We start from the raw sequence: 15,763 nt of genomic DNA, 5'->3' as shown, positions 1-15,763 counted from the left end.
GGCGTCCAGGTCGTTCGTACAGTGGCGCGCTCCACCTGGACGCCAGGAGCCACGCCCGCTCCACGATGTGTGGGTCGACGGCGTACGGGATGGGAGCTGGGGAGAGTAGTGGGTAAGGCACGGCCGAACATGCTCCAGTCCTGTCTTCTGCGTTTGACCACGACGGGAGTGGGAGGCAACCTGGCAAAGGGGAAGGCGGTGAAGGAAATTGTCGGACAGAGAAGTTCAAGCGGGCAACAAAAACCGCAACGTCAGTGATCCGAAGCACAGGGTAAAGGCTGCGGTCACCCGGACTGGCAAGGCTATAAAAGTAGCTAGTGCGAGAATTTCGGGGCGCTCGAATAATAGGCAAGACGCATCCGCCTATCAATACAGAGAAACCCGGCCAGCGTCCTCGCGACTTAGTGAGAAGGTTGGCCCTTTCCGGAGCGTTGAAAGCGTCTGCGAACTGCTCAAAATCTCCCCGGATGAGCTTCAGGATCGTGTCGGCGCACGTGACATACTTGAATTGATCACCTCGGACGGGTATGCCATATATCCCGATTGGCAGTTTCGCGGCGACCGGCTTATTGAAGGTTGGAGTGCCGCGCTGCGACCTTTCGCTGAAGTACGGACGAGTGCCTGGACAATCGCGATTTGGGCGCAAACTCCAAGCGCCGAACTCGATGGCTTGAGCCCCGTTTCCTGGATCAGGCAGAGCAAGAGCACTGATCGAGTTGTGAAATATGCTGAAAGCTATGCGGCGCGCTGGAGCAGCTAGGTCGCAGAACTTGCAGGGGACGTGAAGTCGATGACACGACGCGACGAGGTGCATCAAGGGCCGCCGGCAGCCGGTCAGAAGCTCCGCGGTTTTCCGAATCTCCGCATTAGACATGGCACCAAGGTCTATCGCGCGCACGAAAAAGGTCCGTGGTACTTTGCCAGTGCCCCGCAGCCAGGCCACGAACACAAGGGTGGGCGATTCGATCTGGCGGCCCCGAAGGGCACTTTGTACGTAGCGAACAACCCCTTGTCAGCTCTCGCAGAGAGATTGGGACCCGCTCTGCTAGACGCCAGTCCTCCGGAACTGGATGCTGATGCATTTGCGGGGTGGTTCGTTTCCGGCATAAGACTGCCTTACGACTACCGCGCCGCAAATCTTTGGAGCCAACGAGTAGGCGGATTTGGGGTGATCGCATCAGAAATGAGTTCTTCGGCCGCTTATGCGGTCACGCAAGCTTGGGCTGCCGCATGGAAACAGAGCGGGCTTGATGGGGTTCGTTACTCTCCACGGCACGACCCTCACCGTCGCGCATACTCCTTGGCGCTATTCGGTCACGGGGGAGACGCCTCCGCCGACCACAGGAAATGGCCCACCGTGCACGCTGTCCCCGCTCAGACGCTGCTCGGAGATTTCTCCAAGGTCTTTAATGTCCAAGTGCTCGGAATACCGTCAAAGGCGGAAGTGCCCTTCGTGCACGGCGGCCGACCACCCATAGCCGGGGGCTCTAAGAAGGTAGTGAGCCACAGTGAGGCAGTAGCTGATCCTGCAGGGCAGCCAGGGCGCGTCCGTAACCTTGCGCACACGCTAGCCATGAAAACGCGCGTACGAGTCTTCCGATATCGGAAGTGGTAGCTTAGTCGCTCTCTGAAGCGAGCTGTAGTGCGCAGCCTGGTGGCGAAGTGTTTCGGCGTCAGCGATCGAATCAACCAAGTGGGTTAATCGAGATCCTCGAAAGTGGCGACAGAACGGTCCGCATCGAAAGCCGAAACTTGCATGGTCGCTCGCTTTCCAGGAGTCGCGTCGAGGATTCCTCTGACGACGACAGGGCGGCGCTCACCATGGTATCGAGCGGCGCGACGGTATACATCATAATGCGTGTCGAAGGGCAGTCGATGAGACGTCGACGACGGGAGTGAGGAGCACGCTATTCTTGCCCACTTGCAGCTTGCTGCTCGCAATTCTAGCGGCGCCGACCAGAGCGCGGGAGTTTTTACGGATGAGGACGTGCTGGCACTGTGGATCTACAACGACAGGGCGAAAGGGTGTGCCATCGGGTTGTAACCTTGATACACCGCAGGCCACAATTCCACAGGTTTAGAACCCATCAACTCAAAAGCCTGTCCCGTGCTCCAGAAATGGAGAATAACGGACGACAAGTGATTCGCCGAAACGCCTTCCGGATTGTCGAGCATGAAATGGGCCAAGATTTCTTCAGCAGCGAAGCACCGGCCCATGGCATCCGGAGCTCCAGCCGAAATCAGGAGACGATTATTGGCCGGTTTGTCCTTACGCTTGATGATCTTTCGCAGGTTGACCCACTCTTGCGATGCGACATGGTCGGACTGGAAAGCCAACCCCACACTCATACCAGTCATTGCAAACAGCCCAGATGCGGGAGCGCCTCCGAGCAGCGGGATGGACATGAAGTTGACGTCGTCAGGCGTTCTTACCGGGTCAGCACCAGTCACCTGCATAGGGGGCTGAGATCCTTGAACCTTGAATTGATCTGGATCTGGGCGATGCGCCACAAGGGCATCGATCAACCGATCATAGGAACTCTCCTTATTGGCCTTGAATGGCAGGCCAGCGGGATCATCAGCAGCACCGAACCACATGGAAATGTGGTAGCCAGTTAGATGACCGATGCGATGCCTTTGCTGAAATGCAAGTCGCTTGGAGACCTCAAAGAAGAGAGCCTGAGCGTACCTCCGGCTGGAGTTACTGAAAGCGGTCAGTTCCCAGCCGATCTTACTTCCGGCCGCATGTGCATAAATGTCAGGGGGATCTTCACCGGGGGCGACCGGATCTATCGCCTCGTAGAGTTCGCCGCCTGTGGAACATTTGTGATCAGTCGCGAGCCTTTGCAGGTGGAGGATCTCCAATTCCGACTTGGGAATCGACGCGCCGACGCGGAGCCAACTGACCGGAGTCTCGTTAGCGATAGCAAGCCAGGGCTGTCCATCTTCATCCTTGCCCCTCAGTGCCATAGCAAGGGGAGCCCCCCAGGGAGACGGCACGAAGGTGACACCTTCAACGGTGCGGTTCTCATCCAGCCTGATCGGGAGCAGGATCATGTGGCCCTGTTCGGGCGGGCTCCCCGGCTCAGCTTCCTGCGACACGCCCAGCAGGCTAGCAACGGTTGGTCATCTCACGCCCGTGCTTTGTCAGTGAGCGCGCGGGACCGCTTCCTCTTGCAGTTCACGCGTGCCAGACCCGTGCCAGGTTGTGCGGGGAACCACGGGGAACACCGGGTAACCAGCGGACCGCCCACCTGGCGCCGACACCGCTCCGCCGCAGGTCATGACTGGCAGCGAGCCCTAGATCACCCTAGCTGAGGCGTTGAGCGGTGATAGGCGATCGCTACTGGAGGAACGCCGGCAGAGGGAGCGACGAGGGCCGCGGCGATAGAAGGTGGGCGATCACCCTCGGTTCGGCAGCCAGAACCGCCACCGCCTCACACTTCACTCCCGGCCCTGTCCCCCGCAGGCTCACTGCCGAGAGTTGCGCTCCCTCGGCGATCACTCGGGACCAAGCACGAGCTTTCTGCTTATTGATGTACCCGATCGGGCCGTTGCCCTGGTTTGGGTAGACCGCTACAGCATAGGCGTCGTGGGGGTTGTCAGGCTCAGGCACCAAGCGCAACGGCTGGCCCGGGCGCAGGTCAGCCTGTCTTGCCGCCGCTTGGTAGTACGTCAGACCACGTAGGTTCGTGACGTAGAGTCCGGCGCGCTGCAGCCGTCGATCGGTTGGACCGACGAGGAGGCCCGTAGCGTCCTCGCAGAGACGCAATCCACCTTGGTACTCAACGAGGTGGAGCCGGTGCAGGCCCCCGGGCGGTGGTACAAAGCGGTCTGCGGGCCCCTCTGATGGCACATACATGAGTCCCCCTTGTTCACGGAATCACCGTAGCCTTCCACAGAGCCGGGCGGGGGCGAGCCTTTCGCATGAAGACTGTTGGAACGCAGAACCGTTGCCCTCGCTGAGTGTCTAACTGCGTGGCAACGCCGACGAACACCCGCGAACAAGCGCGGACGCCTGCGGACCATCCGCCGAGGTGCGAGGCACCCCGTCCCAAGGCAGAGGCCGAGCGCAAGTTGCTTCGGGACGAAGCGGTCGCTCGGTTGGGGCGCGCCGCATGACCGACGACGCCTCGGCGTATCGCGAGTGCAGTCAGCCTATGAGGTCCGGACGCTATGGAGGTGTACTGGTCGGCATGTCTGGTGGCGCTGCGCCGATCGGCCGAATGAGCCTTTGGAGGCCTGTCCGGTGCCGTAGCGTTCTGCTGACAGACAACGCTGACATCAACGACCCCAGGTAGGAGTGTCTTTAGGATCCAGGGAGACCCGGGTTGCAGCAGGTGGCCAGGGTGGCCACTCCCAGGATCAGGAGGGCCACCGTGGTCATCTTTGTCATGCGTAGACCTTGTCCTTCTCCGCCTCGCGGGCCTTCATGGCCTTGTGGCGGCCCCTGGAGGCTTGCAGCACCCCCAGAAGGAACGCGACCCCACCGAGACCCGCAGCGCTCGCCAGAGCGACCAGCAGGGGGCTCTGTGCGAAGGCTCCGAAGCCCGCCAGCACCACCGAGGCCGAAAGCAGGGCCACCGAGAACGCCTGCTTGCGCCTGGAGGACATTGGGGAGATCTCCACTGCCCGGCCACTGCGGCCGGTCCACGCGGTGTAGTGGCGGCCGAGCAGCCACTCTCTGAACATCGATTTCGTGTACAGGTACTTGTTGTAGAAGTTCAGCAGCGTGTAGGGCGCGAAGCCCAGCGCGGCCTTCTTCCAGCCCACCACCCGCGAGACGAGGAACATCGTCAGCACGGTGTGCCCGGCGAACCAGTAGCCCATGTACCGGAACATGCTCAGGTGCTGCCAGGTGGCCAGGCTGTAGAGCACCACCACGACCCACCACCACAGCGTGACGAGGTCGAACATGGCCGTACCCACCGTGAGCAGCGAGCGCCAGTTCAGCATCAGCCGCCGGTACCGGGCGACGTTCTGGAAGTACCCGGCCGCCCACCGGGGCATCTGCGCCTTGTACTCGACCCAGGTTTCCGGGTCCACGGTCAGCGTCAGCGCCTTGGACGTGTACCAAGTCTTGTAGCCGCCCTCGTGCAGCTTCCAGGTGATGTCCATGTCGGCGCTGATGAGACCGTTGGGGAAGCCACCCACGGCCCGCACCACATCGGTCCGGAAGGCGTACGAGGCGCCCGTGAGGACCTGGATGCGGCCCACCTGGCGCTGGCACAGCCGCCACCACATCGCCCCGAGGCTGTAGGCGAACCGGCGGGCCTCGATGAAGAAGCCGGTGTCCTGGAGCGGCAGGATCGAGGAGCATGTGGCGTCGTAGCCCTTCTCCAGGTCCTCCACCATCAGCCGGATGCAGTCCGGGGTCGGCTTGGAGTCACCGTCGAAGCCCACGATCACGTCGGCCGTGATGTAGGGCAGTGCCTCGTTTTGGTTGGCCGCCTTGTCGGCGTACCGGGTCTCCAGGACCAGCGTCGCTCCTGCCTCACGGGCCACCTCGGCCGTGCGGTCCTTGCAGGAGTCCGCGACCACGATGAGTTGCTCGATGGGGTAGGGCTGCTCCAGGCAGGCCCGGACCAGCTCCCCGATCGTCGTCTCCTCGTTGTGGGCGGGGACGAGGACAGCAACCGTCAGGTTCATCCCCGACTTCCCCCGGTGATCACCTTCATCAGCGAGCCGACCGCCGCCATCAGTAGGGCCACTCCCGTCAGGAGCATCGCCCCGAGGCCCGTGTGGGCCAGTCCGTTGTACATGTTTCCCTCCCATGGCTCTCAGAGCCGTTCGATGTGAGATGCCAGCGGCATGACGCCCCTGGTGTCCAGCACGTACTTGCTCGCCTGGGCGATGGGCTTCTACAGCCGCTCGATGTGCTCCGCGGCCGGCATGACGCCTCGGGTGTCGAGGACGTATGCCGCCTCGGCTGCAAGCTGCTCCAGGTCGAATTGGCCGTGCGGTGTGAGCACGACGACCGCGTGGAAGTCAGCCACGCTGATGCCGCTTTCTTCCGCAGCGAAGGGGATGGCTTGACAGCCGCCATCACCCAGGTAGGGGTCGACGACGGTGACATCCGCCCCCATGGCACGCAGCCGGTCGATGACCTGCACTGCTGGCGACTGACGGGCGTCAGCAGTACCAGGCTTGTAGGCGGCGCCGAGGGCGAGGACGCGGGCGCCATGCACGCTGCGGCGGAAGCGGCGACTGAGAGAGTCCTGCAGGCGGCGCACCACGTAATCGGGCTGGCTTTCGTTGATGTCCTGAGCCAGTTCGATGAGCCGGAAGGTCTGCCCGTGCTGGGTCTTGACGTGGTGACTGAGGTAAACGGGGTCGATGGGCAGGCAATGTCCGCCCACACCGGGACCGGGCAGAAACTTGGTGAACCCGAACGGCTTGGTCGCAGCCAGGTCGAGGGTGTTCCACACGTCGACGCCAAGTATGTGCGCCATCCGGGAAAGCTCGTTGACCAAGGCGATATTGACGTGCCGATAGGTGTTCTCGAACACCTTCGCCAGCTCAGCCTCTTCCACGCCGGAGGCCGGCACGGTCACCTCAGTGACGGAGTCGTAGAAGGCCTTCACGCGCTGCAGGCAGGCGTCAGTGAGACCCGCAACGATCTTGGGAGTGTTCTCCAGCCGCCACTCGGCGTTACCAGGGTCGATACGTTCGGGACTGAAACCGACATGGAAGTCTCGGCCAGCAACAAGGCCCGAGCCCATCTCCAGTAGAGGGACGAGCACGTCGCGGGTAGTACCAGGGTGCGTGGTCGACTCCAACACCACAGTGGCACCAGGCTCAATCCATGTGGCCAGCGTTCGGCCGGCTTCGCGCACACAGCTGAGGTCGGGAGAACGGTCGGTGAGCGGTGTCGGCACCGTGATGACCGCGACGTCGAAGCCCTTGAGGTCCTTCGGATCCGAGCTCGGGGTGTAAGCCCCCGAGCTCAGCACCCTTTGCAGGCGGGTCGATTCGATGTCCTCGATGTAGGACGAGCCGGCCGCCAGGCTCTCGCAGCGGCGTTGGTCGGGTTCGTAGCCAGTCACGATGTGGCCGGCCTCGGCGGCCTGCAGGGCCAGAGGCAGGCCGACGTAGCCCTGTCCGAGCACACAAATGTGCATGGTGGTTTCCTCCCCTTGATCCGGGTCGCACGTACGTGCGGGCCGGAAAACGACGCCCCTGAAGTGCGGCGACCTGTTCCTGAAGCAGGCAGCCACGGCGTCGGGTACTGCAATGGATTGCGGTGCTGAAGAGGTGCGCTGAGCCCCTGAGCTGCAGTCGGCGTTCCTCTTGAGTCGCCACTGGGTCAACGACCCGTCCAGGCCCCCTGCCTAGACGTGCGCCAAACACACGCAGCGATCTTCACAAGACCCCCTCGTCTGTGAAGCTTAAGAGTTCAACAAGAGTAAGTTACGCGCAAGCCCCTTTGCCAACTTGATACCCGTGAACGCCTCGGAGGCCTCGCTCGTGGGGATGACGGACCGTCATATCGCGCTCGCTCGGCCTATTTCGGGCCGTTATCGAGTCGGTTGACACGGTTGACCGTGGTGCCCTGACGACGCAAACCGCCCTCGCTCCGTCGCCCGGACGCATATCGAGGATGGCAAGTTGATCTTCACATCTCTTCCTCATCTGTCTCTATCGAGCCTTCAGCAACCCCTCTCCGGCGGACGACTGTTGTCGCAACGCGGCACCGCTACTGATGCCCTCTGCGATTCGTGCTCGCTCCAGCGCGCACCCTGTGCCACCGGTCTGGCTCCCAGGCAGGCGGTGCCGCGCAGGCTCCACGGCACGCCTCACGCCTTGCAACTGGGCTTACCTTCGAGTGAGGAGCACAAGTCACGTCTACCCGGAGGCCCTGGCTGATCCGGTTGCCTGGCACGCGCGGCGGGCGCCTGCATTCGCTGCCCATGCGGCCTGTGCAACTGCCGCTCCGTACCGCGGCGCTGCAAGCAGCGAAGTACAGCAACCTTTGCGGCGCTTGGTGGTCACCAAGGACCGTCAGTGGCCGCCGAACCAGCCCAGCAGGCGTCAATGGCCTCGCAGCCGATAGTTCGGGACGAAGAGGTCGTGGGTTCAAATCCCGCCACCCCGACAGCCGAAACAGCAGCTCAGGCCGGTACTGGATTCAGTACCGGCCTGAGCTGTTTCTGCTTGCGTGTCTGGGAGCCCTTGAGTATCCGCCGACCGGACTTCCTCGACGTGCCCCCGAGATCGCTGAGACAGCCAGTGAGGCCCACGCGTGCCTTGGCATCGGCGCCACTCGTGGAGCTGTCGCTCCAGCTCGTACCGTCGTGAAAGGTCAGACCGGGCAAAGCGACCCACTCTCGATGATCGACCCTACGAAAGCTGAGGCCATGCACGCGGCGTGGGCCGCGACGAGGTTCCGATCTCGGTCCGGGACCTGCGGCGGTGCCACGGTTCCTGAACCGCTGGTACCCGATTGGACTCGCGGAATCACACCAGAGGTACGTCCGAAATGCCAGCCATGGGAGCTGTCGGTACGTTCAGCGCAGGTCGGTTGCCCGGCCGACGTCCGTCCGACAGAGAGAAGTGACATGCCTCCGCATATTTATGCCGTGCTTGGCACCGGAATAGGCGCGACCGCCCTTGCAGCCGCCGGCATCATCCATGCCCCGACCGTCGGATCTACCCCGGCCTCCCAGTCTGTCCACCGAGTGGCCCGACCTGCGCACCAAGCGGCCCTGCCTGTGCACCGCGCCGCTCCAGTCGCGGCTCCCTCGGGCGACAAGAGTGCGAGCGCCGAGAGGACCGAGGGCCACGACGAGGGCGGACGCGACGACGGTCACGAGGAAGGCGGAAGGATCTACTTCAACGAACGTACGTATTCCGCCTCCGCCGACGGCTGCGTCACTGCGGCCAGCTCCAGCAGCTTCTACATTTTCAATGACAGCCGGAAGACCGTCGCGGTCTTCCGGGGCTTCGACTGTGCCGGTTCTCCGGTCGCCACCGTGGGTCCCCACGACGAGACCTCTGGCACTGTGCCCCGTACCGACCTCGTTGGCATGTTCGGTAACGATGCTGGCATGTTCAGTGACGATGGTGTGGTGGCCAGCTTCCAGGTGATCAACGACCACGACGAGTGGTGACAGCGGCGCCCGGCGCAGAGAACCCTGGCCCACCTGACATCCACAGCTGACTGGTGTCGCGGGTTCGAATCCTGCCAGGGCACAGGCCGAAGGGCCAGCACAGGAGGTTTGCCTCCCGGGCTGGCCCTTCGTCGTGTCCGGGACCGTGCCATACGCGTGGCACTACGACTGCTCTAAGCTCTCCTCGGACGATGGCAGAGAGCCTCCACCAGGCCCAGTGCCGCACCCGGCCGAGTGCGGCTGTCATCCTCCTTGGATGGCAAGCAGTCAGCTATCGCCAGGTTGGACCCTGGAGGAGATCCGCAGGGTCTCCGGCGACCAGGAGGCCAGTCCCAAGGGTGCACCGCCCATGCCTACAGAGCTACGGACCAGAAGCTTCACGTGCCACACGGGTGCCAGATCGTACGGCGAAGCGTGGGGAATGGCGGGGAATCACTTCGCCGGCCAGCCCGGCTCTGTCGCCGCTCGACCGCAGGTCATCCCTGCAAGTCACCCGTCCATGACCGGAGCTTCCCAAGCTGAGAGCTCCGGTGTCGTCGTCACGCACCGGCCGTCGGAGCTTCCTACGGCAAGTTTCGCGACCGATCCCTGGGTGCCCCTTGGGGCGAGTCCATCTCTGAGGACGTAGCTCTAGCTCAGGCGAAGGCTCGGATCGTTGAGCACTATGGGGTCGTTGAGGACGCTCTCTCCGTACAACGGGCAGAGACTAACGCTGCAGACAAGCGCTTTGACTGCTGGTACATGGGCAGCCTGTACCAGGACGGCTCCGTCGACTGCTGGACGCGTTACGACGATCTGCACGAGGCGCTGCGCGGTCTCTAGGGGCCTACCAGGCCGTTCCCGTATGCCTCGGACACCGCTGTTTGGAGTTCCGTGGCCGTGAGATCGGCGGGCTCGGCCAGTTCGGGGTCCACCTTGTAGTCCTCCAGGAGCAGGAAGACGCGGTCGAAGAGTTCTTGCAGGCTCCCCCGGACCCGCTCACCGTTTGGCTGTGCGGTTCGGCGGGTCTGCCACCAGGCGTGGGCGAAGGCGGGGGCTGGGAGGGTGCCGTCGGTGAACTCTCTTAGTAGGTGCAGGTGCTGGGCTGTGGCGGTGTCCGGGGAAACTTCCGCGGGGTGGGACCAGGCGTGGTAGGTGGGGGCGTACGCAGCCGCCACCGCGAGGAGGTCGGGGTGGCGGGCCGCTTGCCTGCGGGCGTAGCGGGTGCAGCGGGCTCGGGCTGCGTCGATGCCCTCGGGGGCGGCTGCGGCCATGAAGGGGCTGGTGCCGGCCAGGAGGGCGTGGCCGGGGGCCGAGAAGAGGAGGGCGGCTTGGCGGTCGGGGGTCCAAAGGAGGGTGGGAGGCCGGACGGACGCGTCGGCGGGGAGTTCGCGGGTCACGGCATCGGTTCCCGCGCCGAGAGATGCATACCGGAGGTAGCGGCTCCGATCTCGTGGCACCCTGCCGTTACCCGGCGCGCCAGTGTCGCATCCAGTCGCCCACCCACGGGGAGAGGCGTCACTGATTTGCCAGTCAGCCAGGGAGGGGACACCGTCGGGAGCGAGTAGTACTGCGAACTCCTGTACTTCCGGCGTCACAGCTCAAGAGACCCCGTGATCACAGACCAGGCTCGTACAGCAGCCCTCTGGCGTCGGAACTGGTCAGCTCCAATAGAGCCTCTTCTTCGTATATGTCGATGTCGTCGATGTAGGCCGCTACCCCATCCCGGACAGCACTAAAGGTGACATTCGCCGTGACGGTGTCATCCGACAGGCCACCTTCAGACATGGAGATGTAGGCATGCACGGGTGTTCTTATCTGCTCGGGTAGATTGCGGAGCGCAAGGCAAGCATAGGCGAGCGAGCGCCGCAGGAGAATTTGCTTCCTTTCCGCACCCGACACACTCAAGTCGTAGTCCATCATTCCACGCCCGTTTGCCTGTGCCTCAAAATAAGAGATATCTTCGACACCTTTGGGGGCAGACTGGCCATTCGGTCCATTTAGCGCAACCAGGAGAACAGCACCTCGATCATCGAGGAGCCACCCCGCCCCAGCAATCTCCCTGAATGCGAGGGGTGCGTCGTCCGCCTGAATGGATGGAACACCGCCATCCATCAGAGACCTCATCGCGGCATTCATCTTCACAGTCAACCCTCTCCCAACATATTGAGGCCCTTGCGGATTCCAGCATGGAAGCCGCGAACGTTAGCGATCTCACGCTCAATGGATCGCGGCAGCCCTTCAAACTTCCCGTCACTGAAATTGTACTGGTACTTGGCAGTCGGGTTACTCTGATCCTGGAAGTGCATCTGCCCAGGCCGTTGACCAGGATTAGGATTCTCCACATCGATGCGGTACGGACCATGGTTCCACATAGTTTTACTCGTGACTTGAGTTCCATTCGCTCCGATCATACTGCTCGCGGGGCGCTCTTTTACGCCGTACATCTCACGCATATCAGCAATGCGTTCGTCCACCACATCTGGATGATATGGATCATTCAAAGCAGGCCGAGAGGTATACCCCTCTGGCAGTTCAGGCTCCTCACACTTAAGTCCCAGCGGGTCCACCCACATATGTGGGTTGGGTACATAAGTGACGGGATTCGGGCCCGGCACCAACCCCAGGGGGTCCTGTGACAAGTACCGCGCCGTCTCCGGGTCGTAGACCCGGAAGTAGTTGTGATGCAGCCCGGTTTCCGGGTCGTAGTACTGCCCCGGAAACCGCAGCGGTGTGTACGCCGTGCTGTCTGCCGCCCAGGCCGTGGTGCCCCACAGCGTGCTTCGGGTGCGCCAGGCCGTTTCGCCGGCCTCGTCGACCAGTTCCGTCGGGGTGCCGATCAGGTCGGTGACAATGGCGTAGAAGCGGGAGTCGATGTCCGCGTCGGAGGTGGCGGAAGTGATGCGTTCCGTCTGGGTGACCGGGTGGAGGCCCTGGTGGTCCCAGGTGAGGGTCACCGGGTGGGGCAACTCCGTTGACGTCGTGGTCTGTTCACAGAGGGTCGTGCCGTCCCAGGTGAAGTCCACCCGTTCCACGACCGTCTCGCCCGCCATGCGGAGCTTCGCCGTGCGGCGGCCCAGGGGGTCGTAGGTGTAGTGCCAGCGGGTGCCGTCCGGGGTGGTCACCGCGGTGAGGCGGTCCTCGGCGTCCCATTCGTAGCGCCAGGTGTCGGGGCGACGGGAGAGGCGGGTCTTCTGGCGGAGGACCGTGCGGCCGAGGGCGTCGTGTTCGTAGCGGATGCCGCCCGCCCGGGTGATGCGGGTGCCGGCGTAGGTACGCGGGCCCGTCGCCTCGCCGCCCGGGTGGGTCGAGGGCCAGCTCGCCTCGGTCTGGTTGCCCGCCTCGTCGTACGCGTAGCGCTCCGTCCAGCCTGCCGCGTGGACCGCCGTGACCCGGCCGGTGGCGTCCAGGTCGAAGGTGCGGGAGGACAGGTCGTCCTCGACGCGGGTGACGTTGCCGTCCGCCCGGTACTCGTACGCGCGGTGGCGGAGGAGGCCGCCGCGCGCCGTCCGTACCGACTGGGCCTTGAGGCGGCCCAGCACGTCGAAGGTGTGCTCCAGGGAGAGTGACTCGCCTATGTGGCGGCCGACTTCGCGGCCGGCCGCGTCGTAGGTGAAGTCGATGCTGTGGCCGGAGGCGACCATGCCGGTGCGGCGGCCCGCCGGGTCGTAGGACCAGGTGGTCGTGGCGCCGGTGGGGGTGGTGCGGCCGGTGCGCCGGCCGAGGGCGTCGTGCGTGTACGTCAGCGTGCGGCCATCGACCGTCTCCGAGACGGTGCGGCCGTAGCGGTCGCGCAGGATGCGGAGGGTGCTGCCGTCCGGGCCGACCGCCTCGGCCAACTGGTCGGTGAGGTCGAAGGCGTACGTGGTGACCGCGCCCGCCGCGTCCTTGCGGACGGTGCGGCCCAGCTCGTCCCGCTCGAAGGCGATGGTCTCGCCGAGGACGTTGGTGCGGGCGGTGAGGCGGCTCGCGGGGTCGTAGGCGTAGGTGAGCGTGCGGTCGTCGAAGTCCGTCTCCGCCGCGAGGCGTCCCGCCGGGTCGTACGTGTAACTCCACTTCAGGCCCTGCGGGTTGGTGACCTCGGTGAGCCGCAGCTCGGTGTCGTAAGTGAAGGTGTGCCGTACGCCGTCCGGGCCGGTGCGGGCCGTCAGGAGGTCGAAGTGGGTGTACTCGAAGCGGGACACCTGGCCGAGGGCGTCGGTGTGGGTGGTGCGGTTGCCCTCGCCGTCGTACGTCCATGACTCGGTGGTGCCGTCCGGTGCCGTGCGGCGGGCCAGGTGGCCCTCCACCGTCCACTCCAGGCGGGTCACCGCGCCGGCGGGGTCGGTGATCGCGACCGGGCGGCCGAAGGCGTCGCGCTCGTAGGAGGTGGTCGCGCCCAGCGGGTCGGTGACGCGCAGCGGGAGGCCGGCGCGGTCGGTGGCGATGGTGGTGGCGTGGCCGAGCGGGTCGGTGACGGAGACGAGGTGGCCGGCGGCGTCGTACGCGAGGTGCGTGGTCTGCCCGGCCGCGTCCGTGATCGAGGTGAGGTTGCCGCGGTCGTCGTAGGTCTGGCGGACGGTGGTGCCGTCGGGGCGGGTCACCTTCACCGGGAGGCCGGGCGCGTCGTACTCGGCGCGGGCCTCGCGGCCGTCGGGGCGGATCACCTTCACCGGGTTGCCGTCGGCGTCGCGGTGGAACTCCGTGGTGTGGCCCAGGGGGTCGGTCACCGACAGGAGGCGGTTGCGCCGGTCGCGCTGGTAGCGGGTGGTGGCGCCGAGCGGGTCGGTCTCGGCGACGACCTGGCAGTGGCGGTTGACGCGGTAGTGGCTGGTGTGGCCGAGGGAGTCGGTGATGGCGGTGACGGATTCGCCGGTGGCCGGGTCCGGGTCGCCGTAGGCGAAGGTGGAGCGCAGGTGGCCCTCGGCGCCGGACTGGTGGACGCAGCGGTCCTGGTCGTCGTAGCCGTAGGTGAAGTGGCTGTCGTTGGTGTCGGTCCAGGAGGTGATGCGGGCCGACTCGTCGTAGGTGAAGCGGGTGGGGCGGCCGGAGGAGTTGGTGACCTCGGTGAGGTGGCCGCCGGTGTGGCCGTAGCGGATCAGCTCCTGGTCGGCGCCCGTGAGGCGGAGGGCGGTGACGCGGCCCTCCGCGGTGGATATCCCCAGGTGGTAGCCGCCGCTGTGGACAAGCGCGCTGGGCGCGCCCTCGGCGTCGTACTCGAAGGTGATCCAGTTGCCGTTGCGGTCGTCGAGCTGCTCCAGGACCGCGAGGGTGTCGGAGCGGTCGGCGAAGTGCCGCGTGTGCCCCGACTCCGGGTCGGTGAGGGTGTAGCCGCCCTCCACCCGGTCCAGCGGCCACCGCGGGCCGTGCGAGGGCAGGGTCGGCACGCCGGGCGCGGGGTGCGGGTAGGCCAGGACGAGGCCGTCCTCGCCGACGAACACCACGCCCTCGGTGTCCGTCTCCAGCCGCTGGTCCAGCGTGGAGGACCAGGACGGGCCGAACCAGCCGCCGAGCCGGTACGACGACTCGAACTGCCGCTTGACCAGCAGCGGAAGGACGCCCGGCAGGGCCACGTCGGTCTGCGGCAGCACCATGCGGCCGGTGGCGACGTCGACGGGGTCCTTCTCGCAGATCTTCTCGCCCGGACGCCGGGCCACGTCGTCCGCGTCCTTCTCGATCACGTTCCGGGCGGTACGGCGGATGCCCTGGCTCGCGGCCTCCTCCGCGCCCTCCTTCACGGCGAGCCGGAGTCCGCCGCGTGCCAGCCCCGCGCCCTTGGTGCCGATCAGCTCCGGGATCAGCCGCCCCACGAACTCCGACGGGTCCTTCTTGAAGCCGTCGATGGCCGCCTGGACCGTGCGCTCGGGGTGGGTCCCCGCGGAGACCAGGCCCGACAGCGTCATATTGACGTTCTGGAGGTACGCCGCCGGGTGCGTCAGGTTGTACGGGTCCGTCGGGTTGAGGCCGCGGGCGAAGTTGACCAGGCCGGCCGTGCCCTTGAGGGCGCCGCCGACGACGTGGGTCAGTTCGGTGTTGGCGGCCTGGTAGCCGTCGGTGAAGTCGTGGCCGAGGCGTTCGAGGGGCGGGGGTTCGGCGGGGGCGTGGGCGAGGGCGGCCTTGATCTTGCCCTGGGCCTCGGCGGCCGCGGTGTTGCGCTGCTTGCGGGCCTCGTTCAGCTTGGTCGCGGCGGCGTCGCGGTCGGACTTGCCCGCCTGCATGTCCTGCTTCGGTACCGCTCCGGGGTCCTCGCCCGCGTCGGCCTTGGCCTTGTACGCGGCGGCCTTCCGTTCGAAGTCGTCGGCCGCGTCGTCGAACGCCTTCGTGCCCTTCTTGTACAGCTCGACGGCCTCCGCCGCCTGTTTCTGCGCCCAGGTGACCGTGTCGGCGTACCGTTCCAGCGCGGCCGCCGCCGCACCGCACGCCTCGGCCGCGTGGGCCCACTTGGTGGGGTGGACGCCGAACTTCTCGCGGAAGGCGTCGCCGCCCTCGCCCTTCCAGCCCGCCGAGTCGACCTTCTTCAGACCCGAGCCCACCTTGTCGAACGCCCCGTGGAAGTCCTTCAGGTGCCCCGCGCTCTCGCGGATCTTCTCCGGCTTGCCGTGCACGAGTTCGTCGGCCTGCTCGGTCTGGCCGAGCTGCTGCTCGCCCGGCATCGCGCCCAGGTCGGAGGCGACCTCGTCGCCCCAGTCCTCCAC

The 15,763-nt window shown here is 65.2% G+C and carries 7 protein-coding genes; 1 reads left to right on the top strand and 6 read right to left on the bottom strand.

Features of this window, described 5'->3' with window-relative positions:
- Positions 1-2,004: 2,004 nt before the first annotated feature.
- From GT030_RS25490 to GT030_RS25475, 3 genes are all read right to left on the bottom strand, one after another.
- A complete protein-coding gene (locus tag GT030_RS25490) occupies positions 2,005-3,102 on the bottom strand; it encodes a hypothetical protein (protein WP_161203118.1) in 1,098 nt (365 codons plus the stop codon).
- Between the two features lie 1,290 nt (positions 3,103-4,392).
- Entirely contained in the window at positions 4,393-5,649 is a 1,257-nt protein-coding gene (locus GT030_RS25480) for a glycosyltransferase family 2 protein (protein WP_161203116.1), read from the bottom strand.
- Positions 5,650-5,861: 212 nt separating this feature from the next.
- Positions 5,862-7,121: a nucleotide sugar dehydrogenase gene (locus GT030_RS25475; RefSeq protein ID WP_161203115.1), complete on the bottom strand. Its 1,260-nt coding sequence runs from the start codon at positions 7,119-7,121 to the stop codon at positions 5,862-5,864.
- 1,458 nt (positions 7,122-8,579) lie between these two features.
- Here GT030_RS25475 and GT030_RS25470 point away from each other — a divergent pair.
- Positions 8,580-9,110, top strand: a complete 531-nt coding sequence (locus GT030_RS25470) for a hypothetical protein (protein WP_161203114.1) — start codon at positions 8,580-8,582, stop codon at positions 9,108-9,110.
- Positions 9,111-9,928: 818 nt separating this feature from the next.
- Here the strand turns inward: GT030_RS25470 and GT030_RS25465 are convergent.
- The 3 genes from GT030_RS25465 to GT030_RS25455 form a co-directional block, all read right to left on the bottom strand.
- Positions 9,929-10,489, bottom strand: a complete 561-nt coding sequence (locus GT030_RS25465) for a colicin immunity domain-containing protein (protein WP_161203113.1) — start codon at positions 10,487-10,489, stop codon at positions 9,929-9,931.
- A gap of 217 nt (positions 10,490-10,706) precedes the next feature.
- Complete coding sequence (locus tag GT030_RS25460) at positions 10,707-11,228, bottom strand: hypothetical protein (protein ID WP_161203112.1); 522 nt, start codon at positions 11,226-11,228, stop codon at positions 10,707-10,709.
- A gap of 8 nt (positions 11,229-11,236) precedes the next feature.
- Positions 11,237-15,763 (bottom strand): putative T7SS-secreted protein (locus GT030_RS25455; protein WP_237522812.1); only part of this gene is annotated, 4,527 nt, incomplete at its 5' end.

Source organism: Streptomyces sp. SID1328, from assembly GCF_009865595.1.
Lineage (GTDB): Bacteria > Actinomycetota > Actinomycetes > Streptomycetales > Streptomycetaceae > Streptomyces > Streptomyces griseoluteus.
The sequence above is the reverse complement of the archived record's forward strand: the minus strand, read 5'-3'. Positions and strand labels throughout refer to the sequence as shown.

Bases quoted from the DNA above. Each gene is read 5' to 3' on its own strand.
- GT030_RS25475 (WP_161203115.1), bottom strand. From the start codon at position 7,121: ATGCACATTTGTGTGCTCGGACAGGGCTACGTCGGCCTGCCTCTGGCC.
- GT030_RS25480 (WP_161203116.1), bottom strand. From the start codon at position 5,649: ATGAACCTGACGGTTGCTGTCCTCGTCCCCGCCCACAACGAGGAGACG.
- GT030_RS25460 (WP_161203112.1), bottom strand. From the start codon at position 11,228: ATGAATGCCGCGATGAGGTCTCTGATGGATGGCGGTGTTCCATCCATT.